We start from the raw sequence: 25,287 nt of genomic DNA, 5'->3' as shown, positions 1-25,287 counted from the left end.
GGCGGATCGTCCGCCCGGTTAAAGGATCACTGTGACGCTTTTTCGCTTTCGTCAGCGTCCAGCACCACCTCTTCCGGGCGGATCACGGAGATCAGCTTGAAAATGAGGCTCAGGCCCACGCCGACGATGGTCGCCAGCGCCATGCCTTTCAGCTCGGCCGCCCCGATGTGCACCTTCGCGCCGCTCACGCCGATAATCAGGATCACCGACGTCAGGATCAGGTTCTGCGCTTTGCTGTAATCCACTTTGGATTCAATCAGCACGCGAATACCGGAGGCACCGATTACCCCGTACAGCAGCAGAGACACGCCGCCCATCACCGGCACCGGGATGATCTGAATCGCTGCCGCCAGCTTGCCGACGCAGGAGAGCAGAATGGCGATGATCGCCGCGCCGCCGATAACCCAGGTACTGTAGACGCGGGTAATCGCCATCACGCCGATATTTTCACCGTAGGTGGTGTTTGGCGTAGATCCAAAGAAACCGGAAATGATGGTGGAGAAACCGTTCGCAAACATGGAACGGTGCAGGCCCGGGTCGCGGATCAGGTCACGTTTGACAATGTTTGCCGTCACCACCAGGTGGCCGACGTGCTCTGCAATCACCACCAGCGCTGCAGGCAGAATGGTGAAAATCGCAAACCATTCGAAGCGCGGCGTATAGAAGGTAGGCAGCGCGAACCAGTGCGCCTGCGCAATCGGGGTGGTATCCACCACGCCCATCATAAAGGAGAGCGCATAGCCCGCCAGCACGCCGATCAGGATCGGGATAATCGCCATAAAGCCGCGGAACAGCACGGAACCAAAGACCGTTACGCCCAGCGTCACCAGCGAGATGATAATGGTTTTGGAATCCGGCGACTGGCCGTCTGCTGGCAGCAGGCCGGCCATGTTCGCCGCCACGCCCGCCAGCTCAAGACCGATGACGGCCACGATGGCGCCCATCGCCGCAGGGGGGAACATCACGTCCAGCCAGCCGGTACCGGCTTTCTTCACGATGAAGGAGACCAGGCAGAACAGCACGCCACACATGATAAAGCCGCCCAGCGCGACCTCATAGCCCAGCGGCAGCAACAATAACACCGGAGAGATAAAGGCGAAGCTCGACCCGAGATATGCCGGGATTTTGCCTTTACAGATAAAGAGATACAGCAGCGTACCGATGCCGTTGAACAGCAGTACGGTAGCCGGGTTAATGTGGAACAGGATTGGCACCAGCACGGTTGCGCCAAACATGGCGAACAGGTGCTGCAAACTAAGCGGGATAGTCTGTAAAAGCGGCGGTCTTTCACTCACCCCGATAGCACGGCGCGTCATAGTGTTTTCCTCTGAGTAGTATCGTTGTTGGTGTTTTATTCAAAAAAAAGCCGACTATCAAAGTCGGCTTATTTATCGTTATTCGATTATTTCGTACCAAAGATCTTATCGCCGGCATCGCCGAGCCCCGGGATGATGTACCCGTGCTCGTTCAGGCCCTGGTCGATAGAGGCGGTATACAGCTCAACGTCCGGGTGCGCTTTTTCCAGTGCCGCGATCCCTTCCGGTGCCGCAACCAGCACCAGCACTTTAATGCTGCTGCAGCCCGCTTTTTTCAGCAGGTCGATAGTGGCAATCATTGAACCGCCGGTTGCCAGCATCGGGTCAACCACCAGCGCCATACGCTCGTCGATGTTGGACACCAGCTTCTGGAAGTAAGGAACTGGCTCGAGGGTTTCTTCGTTACGGTAGATCCCCACCACGCTGATGCGCGCGCTTGGCACATGCTCCAGCACGCCTTCCATCATGCCGAGACCGGCACGCAGGATTGGCACAACGGTAATTTTCTTACCTTTGATCTGCTCAACCTGCACCGGGCCGTTCCAGCCTTCGATGGTGACTTTTTCTGTCTCCAGATCGGAGGTCGCTTCGTAAGTCAGCAGGCTGCCGACTTCAGAGGCCAGTTCGCGAAAACGCTTCGTGCTGATGTCATGCTCACGCATCAGGCCCAACTTGTGTTTAACGAGTGGGTGTTTCACTTCCACAATCTTCATTCTCTTTCTCCTCTGAATGGCATCCGCAAAAAAATCGCGGGATTATACCGCTTTTTTCGGATTGCGCCATACCCATGTTGCTTGACAGGGATCAAGCAAAGACAAAAAACCGGAGACAGGTCTCCGGCTTAAGTGCGAGGTTTTGCCCGGTGGCGCTACGCTTACGCGGGCCTACGTGTAGTGTAGGTCGGGTAAGCGTTAGCGCCACCCGACAATTACAGGTTATCGCCGTTGCTCGCAATCACCTGCTTATACCAGTCGAACGACTTTTTCTTGCTGCGGTTCAGCGTGCCGTTGCCTTCATTGTCTTTATCGACAAAGATAAAGCCGTAGCGTTTTTTCATTTCACCGGTACCGGCAGACACCAGGTCGATACAGCCCCACGGGGTATAGCCCATCAGATCGACGCCATCCTCCACCACCGCTTTTTTCATCTCGCGGATGTGGGCGGCCAGGTAGTCAATGCGGTACTGGTCGTTCACCGTGCCGTCGCTCTCCTGCACGTCGATTGCGCCAAAGCCGTTTTCAACGATAAACAGCGGCAGCTGGTAGTGATCCCAGAACCAGTTGAGGGAGTAGCGCAGCCCCACCGGGTCAATCTGCCACCCCCAGTCGGATTTCTGCACGTACGGGTTGGAGACCAGGCTCTTGCTTTCGTCATAGTCCAGCTGCGGGTTGTCCGCCGTCGCCTTGGTGGCGAAGGACATATAATAGCTAAACCCGATGTAATCCACGCAGCCCTGCGTCAGCGCGACTTTATCCTCTTCGGTGATATCCAGCGCGAAGCCGCGACGTTCAAAGTAGTTGAGCAGATGCTGCGGATACTTGCCGCGCACATGGACGTCGGTGAACCAGTAGCGGCGGTGCATGGCGTTCATCGCCATCATCATGTCGTCCGGCGCGCAGGTCAGCGGGTAGATGGGGCACATGGCAATCATGCAGCCGATCTGCAGGGACGGGTTAATCTCGCGCCCCGCCCTCACCGCCAGGGCGCTGGCCACCAGTTCATAGTGCGCGGCCTGGAACATCACCGGCTCACGATCTTCACCCGGCGCGTACTTCAGCCCGGAGTTGGTAAACGGCGCAAAATCTTCATGGAAGTTGGCCTGGTTGTTGATCTCGTTAAAGGTCATCCAGTACTTCACTTTATGCTGATAGCGCTGGAAAACCACTTTCGCAAAACGAACGAAGAAGTCGATCAGCTTACGGTTGCGCCAGCCGCCGTATTCCGTGACCAGGTGGAAAGGCATCTCGAAGTGGGAAAGCGTAATCACCGGTTCGATGCCGTACTTCAGGCACTCGTCGAACAGATCGTCATAGAATTTCAGACCGGCCTCGTTCGGCTCAAGCTCGTCACCTTTCGGAAAGATACGCGTCCAGGCGATGGAGGTACGGAAGCATTTGAACCCCATCTCGGCAAAGAGTTTGATGTCTTCTTTATAGCGGTGGTAGAAATCGATGGCTTCATGGTTAGGGTAATTTTTCCCCTCAAGCACGCCGTTGGTGATTTCGCGCGGTACGCCGTGCGCGCCCGCCGTCATCACATCGGCAACGCTAACGCCCTTGCCGCCCTCTTTCCAGCCGCCCTCAAGCTGATGCGCCGCAACGGCACCACCCCACAGAAAATCTGCTTTAAATCCTGACATTTGCTTTCCCTCATTCTGCGTTATTTTCTGCAAAAACAATTACAGAAACCGGTTTCAGTTCGATGATGTGCAAAGGGGATAGCCGTTGCAAGCAGAACGCCGAAACCGGTTTCATTTTCGTGAACAGAGTCAAGTTTGTCGCCCTGCCTAAGCCAGAGAGAAAAAAAGATCCCCGCACCGAGAATAGGCTCGCAAACGTTTGCCTGGACTGTTAGAATTGCGCCGATTTTTCTTACTAGCTATGCAATCGCGTGGGGACTTGAGCCGTGACCAACAAAACTTCTCTCAGCTACAAAGATGCCGGTGTTGATATTGACGCAGGTAATGCGCTGGTTGACCGAATCAAAGGTGTGGTGAAAAAAACCCGCCGCCCGGAAGTGATGGGTGGTCTGGGTGGATTCGGCGCACTGTGCGCGCTGCCGCAAAAATATCGTGAACCTGTTCTGGTCTCGGGTACTGACGGTGTAGGCACCAAGCTGCGCCTGGCGATGGATTTAAAACGTCACGACACGATCGGTATCGATCTGGTCGCGATGTGTGTGAATGACCTGGTGGTTCAGGGCGCAGAGCCGCTGTTCTTCCTCGATTACTACGCGACCGGCAAACTGGACGTGGATACCGCGGCCAGCGTCATTAACGGTATCGCCGAAGGCTGTCTGCAGTCCGGCTGTGCGCTGGTCGGCGGCGAAACCGCTGAAATGCCGGGTATGTATCACGGCGAAGATTATGACGTCGCGGGCTTCTGCGTCGGCGTAGTAGAAAAATCAGAAATTATCGACGGCAGCAAAGTGGCGGATGGTGATGTGCTGATCGCGCTGGCCTCCAGCGGCCCACACTCCAACGGCTACTCTCTGGTGCGTAAAATTCTCGAAGTGAGCGGCTGCGACCCGCTGACCACCGAGCTTGACGGTAAACCGCTGGCAGACCACCTGCTGGCGCCAACCCGCATCTACGTTAAAAACGTGCTGGAACTGATTGAGAACGTTGACGTGCACGCTATCGCCCACCTGACCGGCGGCGGCTTCTGGGAGAACATCCCGCGCGTGCTGCCGGACAACACCCAGGCCGTAATCGACGAATCCTCATGGCAGTGGCCGGCCGTGTTTAACTGGCTGCAGACCGCAGGCAACGTGAGCTCTCACGAAATGTACCGCACCTTTAACTGCGGCGTGGGCATGGTTATCGCCCTGCCGGCAAGCGAAGCGGATAAAGCGGTTAAACTGCTGACCGAAAAAGGTGAAAACGCGTGGAAAATCGGTACGATTAAAGCCTCCGATTCCGAACAGCGTGTGGTCATTGAATGAAAAACATCGTGGTGCTCATTTCCGGCAACGGAAGCAATTTGCAGGCCATCATTGACGCCTGCAAACAGAAGAAAATCAACGGCACCATTCGGGCAGTATTCAGCAACAAGGCCGACGCGTTCGGCCTTGAGCGCGCGCGGGAAGCGAACATTCCCGCGCACGCGCTGGAAGCCAGCCAGTTCGCCGGGCGTGAAGCCTTTGACCGCGAGCTGGTTCAGGAGATTGATGCCTACGCACCGGACGTCGTGGTGCTGGCGGGCTATATGCGCATTCTGAGCCCGGCTTTTGTTGCGCACTACGCCGGACGTCTGCTGAATATTCACCCTTCTCTTCTGCCGAAATATCCCGGCCTGCACACCCATCGTCAGGTTCTGGAAAACGGCGATGAGGAGCACGGCACCTCCGTGCATTTCGTTACCGACGAGCTGGACGGCGGTCCGGTGATCCTGCAGGCCAAAGTCCCGGTCTTTGACGGCGACAGCGAAGAAGACGTGACCGAACGCGTGCAGACCCAGGAACACGCCATTTACCCGCTGGTGGTAAGCTGGTTTGTCGACGGGCGCCTCGAAATGCGCGACGGCGCTGCCTGGCTGCATGGCGTGAAGTTACCCCCGCAGGGCCATGCGGCGGAAGAGTAGTTTGTTATGTCGGGTGGCGCCGCGCTTACCCGACATCTACCTTGCATTACCCGATATTCCCTTCTCCAACCTTCTAAATTCCCCAACAAAAAAAATAACTGTCATACTTTTCTGGCACTGTTGGACATATCGTGGAAATGCTCGCCATAATAAGGACGAGACGGATTTACCACGTCCTGTGATTGAACTGGAGTGTGAGCTGTAATGGGTCAGGAAAAGTTATATATCGAGAAAGAGCTAAGCTGGTTAGCATTTAACGAACGTGTACTCCAGGAAGCGGCTGACAAAAGTAACCCGCTGATCGAACGCATGCGTTTTTTGGGCATCTATTCCAACAACCTGGATGAGTTCTACAAGGTTCGCTTTGCCGAGCTGAAAAGACGGATCATCATCAGCGAAGAACAGGGCTTAAACTCTCACTCGCGGCATCTGCTGGGCAAAATCCAGTCCCGCGTGTTGAAAGCCGATCAGGAATTTGACGGCCTGTATAACGAACTGCTGCTGGAGATGGCGCGCAATCAAATCTTCCTGATTAACGAACGTCAGCTTTCCGTTAACCAACAAAACTGGCTGCGCCACTATTTTAAACAGTACCTGCGCCAGCACATTACCCCGATTCTCATCAACCGCGAAACCGATCTGGTGCAGTTCCTGAAAGATGACTACACCTATCTGGCCGTAGAAATTATTCGCGGTGAATCCATTCGCTACGCGCTGCTGGAGATCCCGTCCGACAAGGTCCCGCGCTTCGTGAACCTGCCGCCGGAAACCCCGCGCAGACGCAAGCCGATGATCCTGCTGGACAACATCCTGCGCTACTGTCTCGACGACATTTTCAAAGGCTTCTTCGATTACGATGCGCTAAACGCCTACTCGATGAAGATGACCCGTGACGCCGAATATGACCTGGTGCACGAGATGGAGGCCAGCCTGATGGAGCTGATGTCCTCCAGCCTGAAACAACGCCTGACGGCCGAGCCGGTGCGCTTTGTTTATCAGCGCGATATGCCGGACGCCATGGTAGAAATGCTGCGCGAGAAGCTGACCATTTCGCGCTATGACTCCATCGTGCCGGGCGGCCGTTACCACAACTTTAAAGACTTCATTGGCTTCCCGAACGTCGGCAAGGCCAATCTGGTGAACAAGCCGCTGCCGCGCCTGCGCCATCTGTGGTTTGATAAATTCCGCAACGGGTTCGACGCCATTCGCGAGCGCGATGTTCTGCTCTACTACCCGTATCACACGTTTGAACACGTGCTGGAGCTGCTGCGACAGGCCTCGTTCGACCCGAGCGTGCTGGCGATCAAAATCAACATCTACCGCGTGGCAAAAGATTCCCGCATCATCGATGCGATGATCCACGCCGCGCACAACGGCAAAAAAGTGACCGTGGTGGTTGAGCTGCAGGCCCGCTTCGACGAAGAGGCGAACATTCACTGGGCGCGCCGTCTGACGGAAGCGGGCGTGCACGTGATCTTCTCCGCGCCGGGTCTCAAAATTCACGCCAAGCTGTTCCTGATCTCCCGTAAAGAGGGCGACGACGTGGTGCGCTATGCCCACATCGGTACCGGGAACTTTAACGAGAAAACGGCGCGAATTTATACCGACTACTCGCTGCTGACCGCCGATGCGCGCATCACCAACGAGGTACGCCGGGTCTTTAACTTCATTGAGAATCCGTACCGCCCTGTCAGCTTCGACTATCTGCTGGTCTCGCCGCAGAACTCGCGCCGTCTGCTGTACGATATGATTGATAAAGAGATTGCCAATGCCCAGAAAGGGCTGTCGTCCGGCATCACCCTGAAGCTTAACAATCTGGTCGACAAAGGACTGGTGGACAGGCTGTACGCCGCGTCCAGCTCTGGCGTACCGGTTAACCTGCTGATCCGCGGCATGTGCTCGCTGATCCCGGAACTGGAAGGCATCAGCGATAATATTCGGGTGATCAGCATTGTTGACCGTTACCTGGAACACGATCGGGTCTATATTTTCGATAATGCAGGCGACAAACAGGTCTATCTCTCTTCGGCAGACTGGATGACGCGCAATATTGACTACCGAATTGAAGTCGCAACCCCGCTGCTGGATCCGCGTCTGAAACAGCGTATTCTCGACATTATCGAGATCCTGTTCAGCGATACGGTGAAAGCGCGCTATATCGACAAAGAACTCAGTAACCGCTATGTACCGCGCGGCAACCGCCGTAAAGTACGGTCGCAACTGGCGATTTACGACTATATCAAATCACTCGAGCAACCCGATTAACCTATGCCGATAAATGATAAGACCCCACGCCCGCAGGAATTCGCCGCGGTCGATCTTGGCTCTAACAGTTTCCACATGGTCATCGCCCGTGAGGTGGATGGCGCGCTGCAGATCATCGGTCGTCTGAAGCAGCGCGTACACCTGGCGGATGGCCTTGATGAACGCAGCATGCTCAGCGAAGAGGCGATGGAGCGCGGGTTAAACTGCCTGTCGCTGTTTGCTGAACGCCTGCAGGGCTTCTCGCCCTCCAGCGTATGCATCGTGGGCACCCACACCCTGCGCCAGGCGCTGAATGCGCCAGAGTTTCTCAAGCGGGCCGAAAAGGTGATCCCCTACCCGATTGAGATCATCTCCGGTAACGAGGAAGCGCGTCTGATCTTCATGGGCGTCGAGCACACCCAGCCGGAAAAAGGGCGCAAGCTGGTGATCGACATCGGCGGCGGTTCTACGGAGCTGGTGATCGGCGAAGACTTTGAGCCTCGCCTGGTGGAAAGCCGCCGTATGGGCTGCGTCAGCTTCGCGCAGATGTATTTCCCGGGCGGCACCATCACCCGCGAGAACTTCCAGCGTGCACGTATGGCGGCTGTCCAGAAGCTGGAAAACCTGGCCTGGCAGTACCGCATTCAGGGCTGGAACGTGGCGCTGGGCGCGTCGGGCACCATCAAGGCGGCGCATGAAGTGCTGCTGGCAATGGGTGAAAAAGATGGGTTCATCACGCCCGAACGCCTGACGCTGCTGACCGACGAAGTGCTGAAGCATAAAAGTTTTGACGCCTTAAGCCTGCCGGGGCTTTCCGACGAGCGTAAGGCGGTCTTCGTGCCGGGGCTGGCCATTCTCTGCGGCGTGTTTGATGCGCTGGCCATTAAAGAGCTGCGCCTGTCCGACGGCGCGCTGCGCGAAGGCGTGCTGTACGAAATGGAAGGCCGCTTCCGCCATCAGGATATTCGCAGCCGCACCGCGCAAAGCCTGGCCAACCAGTACAACATCGACCGCGAGCAGGCGAAGCGCGTGCTGGACACCACGGTGCAGATGTATGAACAGTGGGAAGAGCAGAATCCGAAGCTGGCGCACCCGCAGCTTGCCGCGCTGCTGAAATGGGCCGCGATGCTGCACGAGGTGGGTCTGAATATCAACCATAGCGGGATGCACCGCCATTCGGCCTATATTTTGCAAAACAGCGATCTGCCTGGCTTCAACCAGGAGCAGCAAACCATGATGGCGACCCTGGTGCGCTATCACCGCAAAGCCATCAAGCTCGACGACCTGCCGCGCTTCACGCTGTTTAAGAAAAAGCAGTTCCTGCCGCTGATTCAGCTCCTGCGTCTGGGCGTGCTGCTCAATAACCAGCGTCAGGCGACCACCACGCCGCCCACGCTGAAGCTGAAAACCGACGACCATCACTGGACGTTGAGCTTCCCGCACGACTGGTTCAGCCAGAACGCGCTGGTCCTGCTGGACCTGGAAAAGGAGCAGCAGTACTGGGAAGCGGTCACCGGCTGGCTGCTCAAAATCGAGGAAGAGAGCGCCGACGTCGCCGCGTAACGGTTCAGGCGTCCGCGCAGGACGCCTCTGTTTCCAGCAGTGACTCAAGCGGTGCCGGTCTGCCAATCAGATAGCCCTGCACATAATCGATACCTAGCGCGTGAACCGCGCTACGTATCTCTTCGGTCTCGACATATTCCGCCACCACCAGCATCTTCTTCATGCGCGCCAGATGGCAGATAGACGCCACAATCTGATAATCCAGGCTGTTGTTGACGATATTTCGGATGAAGTCGCCGTCGATTTTAAGAATATCTGCGTCCACGCTTTTTAGCCGCGCGTAGCTTGCATAGCCGGTACCAAAATCATCAATCGCAATGCGTACCCCCATTTTCTGCAGCTGACTGAGGATATGCAGCGCCTGCTCCGCGTTGCAGAAGTTGCTGCACTCCGTCACTTCAAAGATCAGCTGCCACGGCTCAATAGCGTATTTCGCCAGCACGCGGCTCACCTCAAGCGGGAACTGCACCCGGCACACTGTTGAAGGCGCCAGATTAATAGCAAAGCGCTGGCCGGGCAGTCTTTCCCGATGCGCGGCCAGGAAGCGCAGCGTATGCTCAAGCACCCACAGATCCACCCGGGAGGACAAACCAAACTCCTGCGCGACGGGCAGGAACTGATCGGGGGAGATCAGTATCCCATTGGTATCCGGCATCCGCAGCAGGACTTCGTGATAGCAATCGCCACGCAGGCCGCGAACGGGTTGAACCAGCAGGATGAATTCGTCGTTGTCGAGCGCCTTCTGCAGGCGGCTCATCATCGCGACTTTATCCTTCAGGCTGCGCTGCAAATGGACGGCACCGCGCTGCTGAAGATTTTCCGGGTGATTAGAGGAGAGTGACAGATCGGCCACCACCGCCAGCTCCCCCAGCACCAGATAAAGATGGTTAACCGGGGACCGGACATAGCAGTAGCTTACGCCAACCTGCGGCTGCAGCGGCATGCCGTCCCAGACAAAGCGGAACTGCTTGATATGCTCGTCCAGGGCGTCAATCCGCTGCTGGTGCGATTCCGCGTTGAGCCGCACCGCCATGTCATATCCGGTGAGGTGATACACCTGCTCATTGGGCTGGAGCGTACCGTTAACCCACTGCGCCAGCTGCTGTTTGTACTGAATACGCAGCTGCACGCCGTAATTTCGGCCCAAAATTTCCAGCTCCGGAATGCGCAGCAGGCAGAGCGCCGACCACGGATTCTTCGCCAGATCGCGCGACAGCGCCCGCAGGTTAGGCATATGGACAACCGGATCGAGCAGTGCCAGCCTGCGGGCGTGTTTGTTCACCGCGCGCTGCCGGGTCGCCAGCATCGACATATAAATCACCACAAACGAAAAGACCAGGTAACTGGAAGAGGTGATCGCCAGCTGAATATCGTACCCCGCGTTCACTGGGATATAGCGGTAAAAATAGTGAATGGACACCAGCAGTATCGGGGTCCAGATCAGCGAAATCAGCTTATAGCCAAAACGCATCGCGCCCCAGAGCATCACCGGCATCAGCAGCGACAGGGTATAGTTAGTGGTGAAGATGGAGCTGTTTTCATTTATCGGGAGCAGCAGCAGCGACAGCAGCCCGCCAAGCGCAATCGCCCACAGCGAAAACTCTGCGGCCGTCACCTTTTTATCTATCTGGAAACGGATCTGCGAGAGAAGACTTTTGATATAGCGCGGATGACGGATCAGGCGGATCAGCAGATAGCTCAACGGCACGCCCGTCAGCCCGCTGACCAGCAGCGCCTGGTAGTTAATGAGCGTACGAATGTTAAGAGGGTTCAACCCCGCGAGGCTCTGGCGACTCTCATACACGCCCAGATACACCGCAAACTGAAACAGCACCAGAAACAGCGTCGCGGGGCAGATAACCTGCCAGAAGATGCGCTGCGCCATCAGCCGGATGTCGCCGTACGCCGTCATATTGCGTCTGGGCGCAAACACCCGGTAGCCGCCCCAGCTGAGGACTAAAGGGACAATAAAATGGAGCACCCCGGCAACCGTTTCGAACATCCCGACCGACGGGTAATAGCGGATAAACAGCGACAACACGATCCCGGGAAGGGCTTCCAGGCCAAAGAACATCATTAGCGAGAGCAAAAAGGAGAGCGGTAAATAATAAAGCGCCGCGATACCGTCCCCCAGCTGCGTGAACGTATTTGCCACGCTCAGCACGGGAAGCAAAACCACCGGTAATAGTAGCGGCAATGCCCACCAACGGTATTTATTGTTTTTCAGGAAAGCGAAAATCTTCATAGATGCCCGGTTAAACCCCTTTTTCTCCAGAGGGAAAATAAAGACAGGCATCCAACCTGACCTGGCGCCACCCCGCGACGTGCAGAGTGAACAGTGTGGAGGAGGGATTTTAAATATCAGAGCTGGGAATCCGTTGACTTAAATCAAACTATTTCACGCAAATAAGCCTTGCAGAAGAATTTTGTGAAATAATTTTCTTCATATTATCAATATGGTAAATGCAATTATTAATTTCAATAACAATAGTTAATGCAAACGTTGACGGTTATTTACACATCACAGAATTGACCCCATCTTCCCGCTGTGCCTTAATATCCTTATCGCCCGGGAGGGCTTATCCAGGAAAAACAGAGTGAGTCAGGTCACGCGTATGCGCAAACGACATCGATTTAACACCCGAATGACCCGCATCATACTGCTTATCAGTTTCCTGTTTTTCTTTGGCCGCTTCGTTTACTCTTCGATTGGCGCCTGGTACCACCATCAGGACAAAACCCAGTCACAGCAATCCAGTCTGACCGTCGACACCGCTGACCGCTAACCCCCCGAAGGATGCTGTACGAGCCGAATAAAGGCCGCGATCCCTTTGCTGAGGATTTTATCCTGCCGCATCACCACCGCCAGCTGCCGCTGCAGCATGGGCGTCAGCGACATCACGCATAGCCCCTCGCGATCGGCATCCTGTTCTACCGCCATTCTCGGCACGATGCTGTAGCCCAGCCCCGCGCGAACCATGCGTTTGATCGCCTCGATGCTGCCAAGCTGCATCACCGGCGCCATCGCTACCCCATGGGCGGCAAACCAGCCATCGATCAGCGCCCGGGTCCCGCTGCCTGTCTCAAAGGCGATCAGCGGCTGGGCATGGAGCGCCTCCGGGGTTAACTCCCTGAAAGCGTCCTGCTGCTCCCTTGAGGCGATAAAGACAAACTCTTCGTCCATCACCGGCATGACGTCCAGCGCTCTGCCGCTCACCGGCAGCGTCACCAGCCCCATATCGAGACGGTTCTCTTCAATGGCCCTGACGATGTCGAGGGTGTTGCCCGTCGTGACTCCCACGCTCAGGAGCGGATAGTCGCGGCGTAGCTGCTCCAGCAGCGGCGGCAGAAGATGAATGCAGGCCGTCGCCCCCGTGCCAAGGGTAATGGTGCCGCTCACGTCGTGGCTAAACGCATTCACGGCCCGGATGGCGTCATCCACCACCTGCTGAATACGCTCCCCGTGCGCCAGCAAGGTTTCTCCGGCAGCCGTCGCCTTAATCCCTCGCCCGGTACGCTCCACCAGCCGCGTTTGCAGAAACTGCTCCAGCTGGCGTATTTGCAGGCTGACGGCGGGCTGGGAGAGGCCCAGAACGTCCGCTGCCGCTGAAAAGCTGCCGCGCTGGTGAACCAGGCGGAAGGTGGCGAGATAGCCCAGATTAAGCGTCGTCATTCAAAGTTTCTCTTATACCGCGCATAAGGTTGCAGTCCTGCCAGCACAATACCGCGCCCGTTATGCTCAGGACAACTGCATAACGGAATGAAAACTCATGGAAACCTCTGTCCTTCCTCGTCGCCTCGCCCTCACCGCCGGGTGTAATCAACTCATCAACTGGGGGATTTCGTTTTATATGCCCGGCACCTTTGCGCGGGCCATTTCAGCCGACCGGGGATGGTCGTCACCGCAGATTTACCTCGGCCTGACGCTGGCGATGCTGGTGATGGCGGCGGTATCTCCTTTTGTCGCCCGCCTGCTGGCACGCTTTGGCGGTCAAAAAGTGGTGATGGTCGGAACGCTGCTGATCGCCGCAAGCTGCGCAGAAATGGCGTATACACGGACGCTTTATGGCTGGTACGGCGCCTGGATTGTCGCCGGCACTGGGATGCGCCTGTCGCTGTACGATGCGCTGTTCGCCGCGCTGGTCAACCTCTACGGGCAGCAGGCGCGAAGAACGATCTCACGCGTCACGCTGGCGGGCGGGCTGGCCTCCGCCGTCTTCTGGCCGCTGGGCGATGGCCTGCTTCACATCATGAGCTGGCAGGACGCGTTACGCATTTATGCCCTGCTTGGCCTGCTGAGCGCAGTGCTGATCCGCACGCTTCCCCGGCAGCGGCTGACGGAAAACACGAAGGCCATCGCGCCGCCCCTGCGCAACGAGCGGCGTAAAGCCTGGCTTTATGCGGCCTTCATCGCCCTTATCACCTTTGTCTCTAACGGCACCTCCACCCATCTGCCGGAGTTTATTGCCCACTTTGGCCTGCCGGTCGCCATCGGCATGCTGTGGGGGATCGGCCAGACGGGCGCGCGCTCGCTGGAGGTGCTGGCAGGTGGCCGCTTAACCCCCTTCAAACTTACGCTCTTTACCGCTCTTGCTATGCCGCTGTGTTTTCTTGTGGGAATAAGCAGCGCCCTGTTTGTCTGGTGCGCGGCCGGGTTTGTGCTGGGCTACGGCGCCATCAACGGGCTGGTCACCATAGTAAAAGCCACACTGCCACTGGAGCTGTTTAGCGCGGAAAGCTATGCCCGCCGCACGGGCATGCTGCTTATCCCGGGCCAGCTGATGGCCGCAGCCGCACCGTTTGCCTATGCATGGCTGAACAAAACGCTGGGGATCGCGGGTGCAATGGGAGTGTCGACGGGGTTAACGCTGGTGATTGCCGGGCTGGCGATAGCGATCGTGCGCCGTCCCGGGAGGCAAACTGTATCGCACTGTATCCCGCGCGACGCGCTGACAAACGGGTACAAAACGCCCCCTCCGGCAAATATCTCCGATACATAAAAATGGTTTTCTTTCCCTGTTGTCATTCAGAACCGATGAGGAGAGAACCATGATTCGTCGTTACGCAATTTTACCCCTGCTCGTCCTGGCCTCTGTAACACATGCCCAGGCCACGCCGCTGGACAACCTGAGCGCCGCGGACGTTAACGGCCCCGCCGCCGTTGCCCCGCTGGCGCAGCCGCAACCGCCGGCAAAACTGATCGTCGATCCGCCGCTTTCCGGCCCGCTGAGTAAAGGCGCGGTGTTTATCCAGTACCGTGCCGAAAACCTGCGCATCGAGCCGGTATTCGGACCTGAAGCGCTCAAGGTCACCCCGCGCATCGGGCACATTCACGTGGTGGTGGATGACGCGCCGTGGCACTGGGCTGACGCCAGCGGAGAGCCGGTGATTCTGGTGGGACTCCCCGCCGGTAAACACAAGGTGACGATTATTCTGGCCGACCCGACGCACAAGCCGCTCGACCACAAAACCATCGAATTCACCGTACCGCCCCACGCGGCGGTCCACCATTTTTAAGGAGTCTGAAGATGAAAGCACTGACTGTACTGACGGCAGGCCTGCTGGCGCTTTCCGCCAGCGCCTTTGCACAGAGCAAAACCAGCGTCGTGCTGGTGCACGGCGCGTTTGCCGACGGCAGCAGCTGGAATAAGGTGATTACCCTGTTGCAGAAACAGCACGCAGAGGTCATTGCCGTCCAGCTGCCGCTCACGTCGCTTAACGATGACGTTGCCGCCACAAAGCGGGCCATCGCCCGCGCGCAGGGGGATGTCGTGCTGGTGGGTCACTCCTGGGGCGGCACCGTGATTAGCGAAGCGGGCAACGATGCGCGGGTGAAATCGCTGGTGTATGTGGCGGCGTTCGCGCCGGATGCCGGCCAGTCGACGGCGGACCTCGCGGGAAGCTACCCGCCGCCGCCGGGCAGCGCGGGCATCGCCAAAACGGCGGACGGCTATTTATATCTGCCAACGGACGCCGTCAGGAAGGATTTCGCGCCGGACGTGAAGCCCGAGGAACAAACTGCAATCGCGGCCACGCAGGGGCCAATTAAGGCCGATGCGTTTGGTGAAAAGGTGACCCACGCGGCGTGGCATGATAAGCCGAGCTGGTTTGTGGTCAGCAAAAATGACCGAATGATCAACCCCGATCTTGAACGTGCGATGGCGAAGACGATCCATGCGAAAACCACCGAGGTCTCCGCGAGTCACGTGTCGATGGTGAGCCAGCCGGAGGCTATCGCCCGGACGATTGAGCAGGCGATTGAAGCAAAATAGTATTTTGTAAATTGTAGGCCGGGTAAGCGCAGCGCCACCCGGCAAAAAATAGCCTCAGTGCCCGCCATCCACGGGATAATCCCGATTAATCCACGCGTGGTCCTCTTCCCAGGTGAACATCCATTTGCGCACCGGCCCGGCCATCACGTTGAGATAATAGCTGTCATACCCGGCCATCGTCGCCACCGGGTGGTAGCCCTTCGGCACCATGACCACGTCACGGTTGTAGACCGCCATGCACTCATCCAGCGCTCTGTCGTCGGTGTAAACCCGCTGCATGCAGAACCCCTGTTCCGGGTTGAGGCGATGGTAGTAGGTCTCCTCCAGGTAAGTCTCCCGGGGCGGGTTATCCGTGTCGTGCTTGTGGCTCGGGTACGAGCTGGTGCAGCCCTCGTTGGTCCAGACCTCCACCACCAGCAGGCTGTCGGCGGGCTTATCTTCCGGCAGAATGTTGTGCACGTAGCGCTGGTTGTGGCCCTTGCCGCGCGCCTCAGCGTCGATATCCTGCGGCGCAATCAGCCGCGTCGGATACGTGCCCTTGCCGGGGGCGGCGCAGACCGCCAGCTCGAGCCTCGTCAGCGCCTTCACCTGCACCGTCTCCTGCGGGGTAACGTACACCGCCCACGGCTTGATGCGCTCGAACGGGCTCATCCGCTCGCCGATGTCGTTAAACTGCGCGGAAGGCGTGCTGATGGAGGCGCGTCCGGCGACCAGCACCAGGCAGCGCTCTTCGCTGACGGCGGGCAGCGTCAGCTGCTGCCCCTCATGCAGCTCATACGCCTCAAAGCCGACGTATCCCCACCCTGCGCGTTCCGGCGTGACGTACTGGGTCCGCCCCTCCGCGTTCGGCTGTTGCCAGCGTGATAACAGACGTGACATGTCACCTCCTCAAATAAGCCCGGCGTCGCGCGCCAGGCGGCTCAGGTTGTTATACCCCAGACGGGCATAGGTCAGCGGATGGGCAACCGCCGGGTCCTGCTCCGCCTCCACCACCAACCAGCCGTGATAGTCCTGCGCCTTCAGCAGCCGCATGATCGGCGGGTAATCCACGCAGCCGTCGCCCGGCACCGTAAACACGCCGCTCAGTACCGCATCAAGGAAGCTGGTTTTACGGTTTTTCACGTCCGCCAGCACGTCGGCACGCACGTCTTTGCAGTGAACGTGGTTGATACGCGACGCCCAGCGCTGCGCCACCGCCAGCGGTTCGGCCCCGGCAAAGGTCAGGTGACCGGTGTCCAGCAGCAACCCAACCTCTTCGCCGGTATGGGTCATCAGGTTGTCCACGTCGTCAGCGGACTCAATCACCGTCCCCATATGGTGGTGATAGGCAATCTGCACCCCCTGCTGCTGGGTGTAGCGGGCAAATTCCGTGAGCTTCTCGCCATACTCCTTCCAGCGTGCCTGCGGGAAACGCGGACGCAGATGCACCGGCGTCTGCTGCTCGCCGTGAATGCAGCCGCTCACTTCCGCAAAGACCAGCACCTTTGCCCCCAGCTCGCGCAGCAGCGTCAGGTGGGACTGCACGGCGGCGATCTCCTCCTCCACGCTGCGCTCCAGCAGTCGGCCGGAGTACCAGCCGGAGACCAGCTGCAGGTCATGGCGCTGCAGGATGGGGCCAAGCAGCCGCGCTTCGCGCGGGAATTTATTGCCCAGTTCAAACCCTGCAAAACCGGCCTCTTTCCCTTCGCTCAGGCAGGTCTCCAGCGGCGTCTCTGCGCCCAGAGAAGGCAGATCGTCGTTCGTCCACGTCAGCGGGTTAATGCCCAGTTGTACACTCATTGTCGTCTCCATTATGCGTGTCCGCGCTCGCGCCACCAGGCGATAAGCTGCAGGTAGTTGTCCCGGATGCGCGCCACCAGCTGCGCATCGTTAATATCGTGTTTCAGCCACGCGCGGGAGGCATCGCCGAACAGCGTGCGCCCTACGGCGAAGCCTTTAACCAGCGGCTGCCCCGCTGCGGCCCTGAAGTCGGCGCGCAGCTGTTCTGCAGGGGCATCCAGGCCGAGGATCACCACCCCGCGGCAGTGCGGGTCACGGCGTTCGATAATCTCGCTCAGTGCCGTCCAGCCCTCGGCGGAAAGCGGCGGCAGCTTCCACCAGTCCGGGTAAATGCCGAGGTTGTAGAAGCGGGAGATGGCGCGCAGGTAGAGCTCGTCGCTGCGCGGCATGGCCGCAGGCAGGATCACCTCCAGCAGCAGCTCGTGCCCGGACTGACAGCAGGCGTGGTACACCTCAGCGATTTTCTGCTCCTGCTCCAGGCGCAGGCCGTGGGCATCTTCCGGGTGGAAAAAGACCAGGCACTTCACCACGTGCTCCTGCGGCCAGCTGATAAGCTGGGTGCCGATGTTGCCGTGCTCCATCTCCAGCGGACGCGAGCCAGGCAGCTCAATGGGGCGACCAATCCACCACCCCTCGCCGGTGATGGCGTTCAGCGCGTCCTGTCCAAAGGTGCCGTCGCACAGCAGGCCGGCTTTGCCCTCCAGCCCGGCCCGGCTCGCCGCCTCGCGGCTGGCCTGCAGGATCAGCTGCTTGAGCGCCGGAATACGTTTGAGCGACGCCCCGCACTGCAGCGCCATATCCTCAAGCTGGCTGCGGTGATCGAAGGCCATCACGCACAGCTCCGGCCATTCGCGGCGGCGGGTAGTGACCCGGTGCAGATGATTCAGACGCGGGTCGAGATCCGGACGCGGCACGTTCGCAGCGCGGGAGAGATAGTCATCCAGCTCGATTTTGCTCGGCATCGCCGGGGCGCAGCCGTGGCGCGAGACCACCAGCGCGCCGCAGGCGTTGGCATAGCGACACGCCTGCTCCCAGCCCTCGTCGTTCAGGTAGCCGCGCAGCAGGCCGGACATAAACGCATCCCCCGCGCCGAGGACGTTCAGCACCTCCACGCGCACGCCGGTCACCGTCAGGCCGTCGTCCAGCCGGGGCGGAATGGCGTCGGTATAAACCGAGCAGCCGAGCGCACCGCGCTTGCAGACCAGCGTGGCCTGACTCACCGCACGCACCTGCCCCAGCGCCTGCAGGGTCTCCGTGCTGCCGCCCGCAATGTGAAACTCCTCCTCGGTGCCGACAATGACGTCGAAGAGGTGCAGCACCTCCTGCAGCTCGCGGGTGACCTTATCCGCGGCGATAAAACGCGTTTCGCCGTCGCCTAAGGAGGTCAGCCCCCACAGCACCGGACGGTAGTCGATGTCCAGCACCGTGCGCACGCCGTGACGGCGGGCATAGCCCAGCGCCGTCAGCACCGCCTCGCGGGTCTGAGGATGAGAAAGGTGAGTCCCGGTGATGGCAAGACACCGTGCGGAGGCAATGTAGCTTTCGTCCACATCGCTGGCCGTAATGGCCATATCCGCGCAGTTATCGCGATAAAAAATCAGAGGAAAGGTGTCCCGGTCTTTAATGCCGAGTAGCACCAGCGCCGTGAGGCGGTCTTTATCGGTAATCAGATGGCTGGTATCGCAGCCCACCTGGCTGAGCTCTTCGCGCAGGAAGCGGCCCATATGCTCGTCGCCGACGCGCGCCAGCATCGACGAGCGCAGCCCCTGGCGCGCGGTGCCGTACGCCACGTTGCCGGACGAGCCGCCGAGGTATTTGGCGAAGCTCGACACATCCTCCAGACGGGCACCAATCTGCTGACTGTAGAGGTCTACCGCCACGCGGCCCATGCATATCACATCAAACTGCTTTTCCACGTTGATACCTCATCAGACAATGTCATTCACGTTCAGCCAGCGGCCTTCCCGGTGCGAGAGCGCGATCGCGTCCAGCACGCGCGATACCTTCCAGCCCTCTTCGAAGTCCGGCCACATCGGCGCGTCGGCGGCAATCCCGTCCACCAGGTCGCGCACCTCCACCGTTTTTTGATCGTTAAAGCCAATCCCATGGCCTGCGCCCATGCAGAACGCGGCGTAGTCCGGGTGTGCCGGGCCGACGAGCAGGGTGCGGAACCCCTGCCGGTTTACCGGATCGTCATGCAGATAGAGCTTCAGCTCCGCCATGCGCTCCTGGGTAAAGCTGATGGCGCCTTTCGTCCCGGTGATGACGTACGACAGCCCCATCTTGCGGCCGCAGGCGACGCGGGAGGTTTCAATCACGCCCTGCGCTCCGCCCGCGAAGCGCACCATCGCGTGGGCCTGGTCCTCGTTTTCGACGGCAATCATGTCTGACGACCCGGCCTTCGCCGGACGTGCCGGGACAACAATCTTCAGGTCACCGCAGACCTGCTCGATCTCCCCGACCAGGTACTGGGCCATGTTGACGATATGCGCCGCCAGGTCACCCAGCGCCCCCAGCCCGGCGGTCTCTTTGAAGCAGTGCCAGTGAATGGGCGAGAGCGGGTCGGCCATATAGTCTTCGTTGTGGGTGCCGTAGAAGTGGATCACTTCGCCAATCTCGCCGCGGGCAATAATCTCCTTCGCCAGCTGCGCCGTCGGGTTCTTCATGTAGTTGAACCCCACCAGCGTTTTCACCCCGGCCCGCTTCGCGGCGTCGACCATCTCGCGCGCGTCATGGGCGTTCAGCGCCAGCGGCTTCTCCGAGTAGACGTGCTTGCCGTGGCGGATCGCCTCCAGCGCCATCTCTTTATGCAGGTGGTTGGGTGAGCAAATATCCACCACGTCAATCGCCGGGTCGGCCACCAGCGCCCGCCAGTCGCCGGTGGAGCGGTTGAAGCCAAACGCCTGCGCGCGCGCTGCCGCCAGCTCCGGCGTGACTTCCGCTACCATCTCGCGCACCAGCCTGCCCCGCAGGTTGAACACCGTCGGAGCCTGGGCATAGGCGATAGCGTGTGCCTTGCCGATATATCCGGTGCCAATCAATCCAATACGAACCTCTTTCATCGTGATCCTCACAGTGCGCCGCGACGGCTCTTGGCGTAGGTATCAAACGCCACCGCCAGAACGATAATTAACCCGGTGATAATTTGCTGGTAGTAGGCCGAGACGTTCATCAGCACCAGGCCGTTAATCAGAATCCCCATGATGATGGAACCGATAATGGTGCCGCCGATGCGCCCGTAGCCGCCCATCAGCGAGGTGCCGCCAATCACCACCGAGGCGATGACGCGCAGCTCAAAGGAGATCCCGGCCACCGCCTCGGCGCTCCCCAGACGCGCGCTCAGAATGAAGCCCGCCAGCCCCGCCAGGCAGCCAATCAGCACGTAGACGCTGACCAGCACGCGCTTGACGTTCACCCCCGCCAGGCGCGCTGCCTCCGGGTTGCCGCCGATGGCGTAAACGAAGCGGCCCCAGCGGGTTTTGTGCAGCGCCAGATAGCCGCCGAGGGCGACGATGGCGAAGATCCAGATCGGAATGGAGATGCCGAGCAGCTCCCCGCGCCCCCACCAGCGGTAGCCCTGATCGAACCCAGCGATCGGCGCGCCGTCGTTGATCACCAGCGTCAGGCCGCGCCAGATGGTCATCCCGCCGAGGGTCACGATGAACGGCGGCAGGCGCAGGCGGGTCACGCCCAGACCGTGCAGGAAGCCAATCGCCGTCCCCATCGCCAGACAAATCCCCAGCCCAATCAGCCAGCTCATGCCGCCCCAGGCGTTCGGGTCGACGGTGGTGAAGTTGTCGCCCTTAATCACGTACGCCGCGGTCATGGCGCACACCGCCAGAATGGAGCCCACGGAGAGGTCAATCCCGGCGGTCAGGATGACAAAGGTCATCCCCACGGCCATGATCCCGTAGATGGAGACTTCGGTCAGGATGTTGAAAATATTGCGTTCAGAGAAAAAGTTGCTGTTCTGCGACTGGAAGAAGATCAGCAGCAGGATCATGAAAATCAGCACCCCGAAGCGCTCGAAGAAGGCGATGGGATCGATGCGTCCGGCGCGTTTGACCGGGGCCTGCGTTTTAGAAATCATCTGCGTCATGAGAAACTCCGTTATGCCGCGTTCAGGGCGTTGTGGTTGATGGCCATCATCGTCATCAGCCGTTCTTCGTTAGCGTCGTCACCGTGGATCTCGCCGGTCACTCGCCCTTCGCTCAGGGTGATGATCCGATCTGACACCGCCATCACTTCAGGCAGATCGGAGGAGATCACGATCACCGCCACGCCCTTTTTCGCCATGTCAAACAGCACCTGGTGCACTTCTGATTTGGTCCCCACGTCGATGCCGCGCGTCGGCTCGTCGACGATCAGCACCCGCGGGTTGAGCGCCATGCAGCGCGCGAGGATCACTTTTTGCTGGTTACCGCCGGAGAGCTTGCGCACCTCCTGCGCGCTGTTGACCATCTTGATCTGCAGCGCCTTGCGGTAGGACTCGATCAGATCGTCCTCTTTGCGGGTATTCACGAACCAGCGCCACTGCAGCAGCGAGGAGAGGCAGGAGAGCGACAGGTTGTCGCGAATCGACAACCCCAGCACTGCCCCCTCTTTTTTACGATCTTCCGGCACCAGCGCCACGCCCTGGTCAAGGGCATACAGCGGGTCGCGCGGCTGGTAGGGCACGCCGTCCAGCTCAAAGCTGCCCGAGGTAAACGCGTCTGCGCCAAAGAGGCAGCGGGCCACCTCGGTGCGCCCGGCGCCCACCAGTCCGGCAATGCCTAAGACCTCCCCGGCGTGGACGTGGAAGCTGATGTCGTGCAGGGCGATGCCGTGCGGATCCAGCGGTGGCTTTTCGCGGCTCAGCCCCTTCACCGCCAGGCGGACGGGTTTGTCCTCATGATGCGTTTCGCTGGCGGGACGGCGATTAAAGGCCACGTCGCGCCCGACCATCAGGCGGATCAGCTGTTCGACGTTGGTCTCCGCCACCGCGCCGGTGCCGGTGAAACGGCCGTCCTGGAAAACGGTGAAGCGGTCGCAGAGCTGGAAAACCTCGTGCAGGCGGTGGGTGACATAGATAATGCTCACGCCGCGGTTTTTAAGCTCGCGCACCACGCGGTGCAGGCTTTCCACCTCGCTGTCGCTCAGCGCGGCGGACGGTTCGTCCATAATGATTAGCCTGGCGTTGAGGGTCAGCGCCCGGGCGATCTCCACCATCTGCTGCTGGGCCACGCTCAGACGGGCGACCGGCGTGGTCGGCGCAACGTTCAGCTGCAGATAGTCGAGAATGACCTGCGCCTCCTGATTGACCGCCTTTTCGTCGACGATCAGGTTACGTTTACGCGGCTCGCGCCCGAGAAACATGTTTTCCGCGACGGTCATGTTGGGCAGCAGGTTGAATTCCTGATAGATGGTGATAATGCCCTTGTTCTGGCGCTCCACCGGGGAGTCGTCCACCGGCAGCGTTTCGCCGTTGAACCAGATATCCCCGCGGGTTTGCGGCTGCGCCCCCGCGAGCGCCTTCAGCAGCGTGGATTTACCCGCCCCGTTTTCCCCCAGCAGAGCGTGGATCTCGCCCGCGCCGACGGTCAGCTGGGCGCTGCTTAACGCCCAGACGCCGGAAAAACTTTTTGCCAGGTCGGTCACTTTCAGTAAGGGTTGCGACATCGGTCTGCTCCTCCTTTAGAGTGAGCCGCCGCGCCAGCGACGGCTGCGGATAAATCAGTTACCGGCCTCACCGATACGCTCAGCCTGCTGCAGGTTCTCTTTGGTGATCAGCGTCGGCGGGTAGTCGGCCCCGGTGATGGCCTTCTTCTCGCGCACGTTGGCCACCAGCTGGCTCATCGCCGTCTGCACCGCAAAGCCCGGACGCTGGTCCGCCGTCACCGCCAGCCAGCCGTCGCGCACGCGGGCCAGCGCTTCCGGTACCGCGTCAAAGCCGGTGACCAGAATTTCGCCCGGCTTCACGCCCTGGCTCTGCAGGGCTTCGATCGCCCCCAGCGCCATGTCGTCGTTGGCGGAGAGGATCACCTGCGGGCGTTTCGGCAGCGAGGGCAGCACGCTTTCCACGATGCGCATCCCTTCAGAACGCATCCAGTTGCCGGTCTGATCGGCGACGATCTTGTACTTATCGCCACCCGCCTTCAGGCTGTCGCGGATCCCTTTGGTGCGTTCGATGTTGGAGGAGGAGCCCGGCTGGCCGGTCAGCAGAATGATTTCCGCCCCGTCGGGAAATTTGGTTTTCACAAAATCGCCAATCGCCTGACCGCCCTTGTAGTTGTTGGCGCCAAAGTGCGGCACCTTCTTCTGGCTGTCGACGGAGCGGTCAAGGGTGACCACCGGCAGCTTCGCATCCTGAATTTCATCCACCGCGCTGGAGACCGCGTTCACGTCGTTCGGGGAGACGATAAAGCCCTGCGCCCCGCGGGTGATGGCGTTTTCCAGGTCAGCCACCTGCTTCGGTGAACTGCCCTGCCCGTCCAGTACCTGAAGCTTCACGCCCATCTCTTTTGCGGCTTTTACCGCCGTGCGCTGCATGTGAACTTCAAACGGCATGGCCAGGTTTGGCGTACTGAACACAATTTGCTCGTTTTCGGCGAGGGCGGCCCCGGACGTCATGGCGATGAGGGCGGCTACGATCAGTTTTTTCATTATTATGTCTCTCTGTGTAGGGTGGTTGTGTTTAGAGGACGATCTCGCGCTGGCTGCGCAGTGACTCCAGCGCTTTATCCGCGAGGTACAGCGCACGTTCACCATCATCGCCGCTGCAGTCAGGCACCGCTTCGCCGCGCAGGACCGCAACAAAGTGTTCCCATTCCGCGGCGTAAGCGAATTTGTAGCGCTGCAGGAAGAAGTGTTCCGGCAGCGCGCTGGTGCAGCCCTGTTTGCCGTAGTGCTGCACCTGGTTTTCCAGAATGTTGCCCGCGCACAGCAGCCCTTCGGAGCCGTGCAGTTCCAGGCGCTGGTCGTAGCCGTAAGATGAACGGCGGCTGTTAACGATGGTCGCCATCGCGCCGGAGGCATATTTCAGAACGATAAACGCGGTATCGATGTCCCCCGCCTCGCCAATCGCCGGCTCGACCAGGTTGCTGCCCTGGGCATACACCGACACCGGCTCTTCGCCCATGATGAAGCGCGCCATGTCAAAGTCATGAATGGTCATATCGCGGAACATGCCGCCGGAGACGCGCACGTACTCCGCGGGCGGCGGAGACGGATCGCGGGAGATGATGAGCAGCGATTCCGGCTTGCCGATGCGCCCGGCCTGCGCGTCGGTTTTCACGCGGCGGAACTGCGGGTCAAAGCGGCGGTTAAAGCCGATGAACAGCGGCACGTCGTACTCTTTGACCACCTTCAGGCAGTCGCGCACGCGGGCGAGGTCGAGGTGTACCGGCTTTTCACAGAAGATGGCCTTGCCGTGGCGGGCGGCCATTTCAATCAGGTCCGCGTGGGTATCGGTGGCGGAGGCGATCAGCACGGCGTGAACGTTAGGGTCGGTCATCGCTTCATCCAGGCTCTGCTGGCGGGCCTGATACTGCGTGGCGAGGCGGGTGGCAAATTCCTGATTCGGGTCAACCACGGACCAGAGCGTGGTCGCGCCGTGGCTGGCGATGTTAGCTGCATGTACCTGGCCAATTCGGCCAGCGCCCAGTAAAGCAATGTTAAACATAACGGCTCCCGGTGTTGGTGAATGCTGTGAACTAACGACCCTATAAATAAAACATTTATTTCATTTTTATAAATAGTGAAAATTATGTTTTTGAGTGCGGGTTAACACTTTTGAGATGAATGAGATAAATTTTGTTATCAATCTCACAACAT

Annotated in this window: 21 protein-coding genes; 8 read left to right on the top strand and 13 right to left on the bottom strand. The window is 59.3% G+C overall.

Features of this window, described 5'->3' with window-relative positions:
• Window positions 1–26: 26 nt before the first annotated feature.
• From uraA to ACVCAM_RS13680, 3 genes are all read right to left on the bottom strand, one after another.
• A complete protein-coding gene (uraA, locus tag ACVCAM_RS13690; protein WP_023294266.1) occupies window positions 27–1,316 on the bottom strand; it encodes a uracil permease in 1,290 nt (429 codons plus the stop codon).
• Between the two features lie 86 nt (window positions 1,317–1,402).
• Window positions 1,403–2,029 carry a uracil phosphoribosyltransferase gene (gene upp / locus ACVCAM_RS13685; protein WP_008501641.1) on the bottom strand — a complete coding sequence of 209 codons (627 nt, stop codon included), beginning with the start codon at window positions 2,027–2,029 and terminating at the stop codon, window positions 1,403–1,405.
• Window positions 2,030–2,244: 215 nt separating this feature from the next.
• Window positions 2,245–3,675 (bottom strand): 6-phospho-beta-glucosidase, encoded by a 1,431-nt coding sequence (locus ACVCAM_RS13680; protein WP_025912791.1) that lies wholly within the window; start codon window positions 3,673–3,675, stop codon window positions 2,245–2,247.
• Window positions 3,676–3,941: 266 nt separating this feature from the next.
• Between ACVCAM_RS13680 and purM the strand changes: the two genes are divergently transcribed.
• From purM to ppx, 4 genes are all read left to right on the top strand, one after another.
• On the top strand, window positions 3,942–4,979 hold the full coding sequence (purM, locus tag ACVCAM_RS13675; protein WP_008501643.1) for a phosphoribosylformylglycinamidine cyclo-ligase: 1,038 nt from the start codon (window positions 3,942–3,944) through the stop codon (window positions 4,977–4,979).
• Window positions 4,976–5,617 (top strand): phosphoribosylglycinamide formyltransferase, encoded by a 642-nt coding sequence (gene purN, locus ACVCAM_RS13670; protein ID WP_447093613.1) that lies wholly within the window; start codon window positions 4,976–4,978, stop codon window positions 5,615–5,617. Before purM ends, purN begins: the two co-directional genes overlap by 4 nt.
• Before the next feature lie 204 nt (window positions 5,618–5,821).
• Window positions 5,822–7,882, top strand: coding sequence for a polyphosphate kinase 1 (gene ppk1, locus ACVCAM_RS13665; protein ID WP_008501645.1), 2,061 nt, complete (start codon window positions 5,822–5,824; stop codon window positions 7,880–7,882).
• A 3-nt stretch (window positions 7,883–7,885) separates the two neighbouring features.
• The gene (ppx, locus tag ACVCAM_RS13660) at window positions 7,886–9,424 is read left to right on the top strand and encodes an exopolyphosphatase (protein ID WP_008501646.1); all 1,539 of its coding nucleotides are present in this window, start codon (window positions 7,886–7,888) and stop codon (window positions 9,422–9,424) included.
• A 4-nt stretch (window positions 9,425–9,428) separates the two neighbouring features.
• Here ppx and ACVCAM_RS13655 read toward each other — a convergent pair whose 3' ends face one another.
• On the bottom strand, window positions 9,429–11,669 hold the full coding sequence (locus tag ACVCAM_RS13655; RefSeq protein WP_025912792.1) for an EAL domain-containing protein: 2,241 nt from the start codon (window positions 11,667–11,669) through the stop codon (window positions 9,429–9,431).
• A 352-nt stretch (window positions 11,670–12,021) separates the two neighbouring features.
• Here ACVCAM_RS13655 and ACVCAM_RS13650 point away from each other — a divergent pair, with 352 nt between their 5' ends.
• Window positions 12,022–12,210, top strand: a complete 189-nt coding sequence (locus tag ACVCAM_RS13650; RefSeq protein WP_021241815.1) for a YfgG family protein — start codon at window positions 12,022–12,024, stop codon at window positions 12,208–12,210.
• Here ACVCAM_RS13650 and ACVCAM_RS13645 read toward each other — a convergent pair.
• Entirely contained in the window at window positions 12,207–13,097 is an 891-nt protein-coding gene (locus tag ACVCAM_RS13645) for a LysR family transcriptional regulator (RefSeq protein WP_025912793.1), read from the bottom strand. The two genes, ACVCAM_RS13650 and ACVCAM_RS13645, sit on opposite strands and share 4 nt — an antisense overlap.
• A 97-nt stretch (window positions 13,098–13,194) precedes the next feature.
• On the opposite strand from ACVCAM_RS13645, the gene ACVCAM_RS13640 reads away from it, so the two are divergent.
• The 3 genes from ACVCAM_RS13640 to ACVCAM_RS13630 are packed head-to-tail and all read left to right on the top strand — an operon-like array spanning window position 13,195 to window position 15,696.
• The gene (locus tag ACVCAM_RS13640; protein WP_025912794.1) at window positions 13,195–14,424 is read left to right on the top strand and encodes an MFS transporter; all 1,230 of its coding nucleotides are present in this window, start codon (window positions 13,195–13,197) and stop codon (window positions 14,422–14,424) included.
• Between the two features lie 49 nt (window positions 14,425–14,473).
• Window positions 14,474–14,941, top strand: coding sequence for a DUF6130 family protein (locus ACVCAM_RS13635; protein ID WP_023294273.1), 468 nt, complete (start codon window positions 14,474–14,476; stop codon window positions 14,939–14,941).
• An 11-nt stretch (window positions 14,942–14,952) separates the two neighbouring features.
• The gene (locus ACVCAM_RS13630; protein WP_023294274.1) at window positions 14,953–15,696 is read left to right on the top strand and encodes an alpha/beta fold hydrolase; all 744 of its coding nucleotides are present in this window, start codon (window positions 14,953–14,955) and stop codon (window positions 15,694–15,696) included.
• A 54-nt stretch (window positions 15,697–15,750) separates the two neighbouring features.
• Here the strand turns inward: ACVCAM_RS13630 and iolB are convergent, their stop codons facing one another.
• Genes iolB through iolG form a run of 8 tightly spaced genes read right to left on the bottom strand, consistent with a single transcriptional unit; the run spans window position 15,751 to window position 25,135 of the window.
• The gene (gene iolB, locus ACVCAM_RS13625; RefSeq protein WP_025912796.1) at window positions 15,751–16,575 is read right to left on the bottom strand and encodes a 5-deoxy-glucuronate isomerase; all 825 of its coding nucleotides are present in this window, start codon (window positions 16,573–16,575) and stop codon (window positions 15,751–15,753) included.
• A gap of 9 nt (window positions 16,576–16,584) precedes the next feature.
• Window positions 16,585–17,475 (bottom strand): myo-inosose-2 dehydratase, encoded by an 891-nt coding sequence (iolE, locus tag ACVCAM_RS13620; RefSeq protein ID WP_025912797.1) that lies wholly within the window; start codon window positions 17,473–17,475, stop codon window positions 16,585–16,587.
• An 11-nt stretch (window positions 17,476–17,486) separates the two neighbouring features.
• Window positions 17,487–19,391, bottom strand: coding sequence for a bifunctional 5-dehydro-2-deoxygluconokinase/5-dehydro-2-deoxyphosphogluconate aldolase (locus ACVCAM_RS13615; protein WP_032667596.1), 1,905 nt, complete (start codon window positions 19,389–19,391; stop codon window positions 17,487–17,489).
• Between the two features lie 12 nt (window positions 19,392–19,403).
• Window positions 19,404–20,537, bottom strand: coding sequence for a Gfo/Idh/MocA family protein (locus tag ACVCAM_RS13610; RefSeq protein WP_025912799.1), 1,134 nt, complete (start codon window positions 20,535–20,537; stop codon window positions 19,404–19,406).
• An 8-nt stretch (window positions 20,538–20,545) separates the two neighbouring features.
• Window positions 20,546–21,574, bottom strand: a complete 1,029-nt coding sequence (locus tag ACVCAM_RS13605) for an ABC transporter permease (RefSeq protein ID WP_008502116.1) — start codon at window positions 21,572–21,574, stop codon at window positions 20,546–20,548.
• A gap of 11 nt (window positions 21,575–21,585) precedes the next feature.
• Window positions 21,586–23,133, bottom strand: a complete 1,548-nt coding sequence (locus ACVCAM_RS13600) for a sugar ABC transporter ATP-binding protein (RefSeq protein ID WP_025912800.1) — start codon at window positions 23,131–23,133, stop codon at window positions 21,586–21,588.
• A gap of 54 nt (window positions 23,134–23,187) precedes the next feature.
• Complete coding sequence (locus ACVCAM_RS13595) at window positions 23,188–24,117, bottom strand: sugar ABC transporter substrate-binding protein (RefSeq protein ID WP_008502118.1); 930 nt, start codon at window positions 24,115–24,117, stop codon at window positions 23,188–23,190.
• Window positions 24,118–24,148: 31 nt separating this feature from the next.
• Window positions 24,149–25,135, bottom strand: coding sequence for an inositol 2-dehydrogenase (iolG, locus tag ACVCAM_RS13590; RefSeq protein ID WP_025912801.1), 987 nt, complete (start codon window positions 25,133–25,135; stop codon window positions 24,149–24,151).
• Window positions 25,136–25,287: the final 152 nt, after the last annotated feature.

Source organism: Enterobacter sp. CFEC122 (assembly GCF_052983755.1).
Note: the sequence above shows the minus strand (reverse complement) of the source record. Positions and strands in the feature narration are given on the sequence as shown.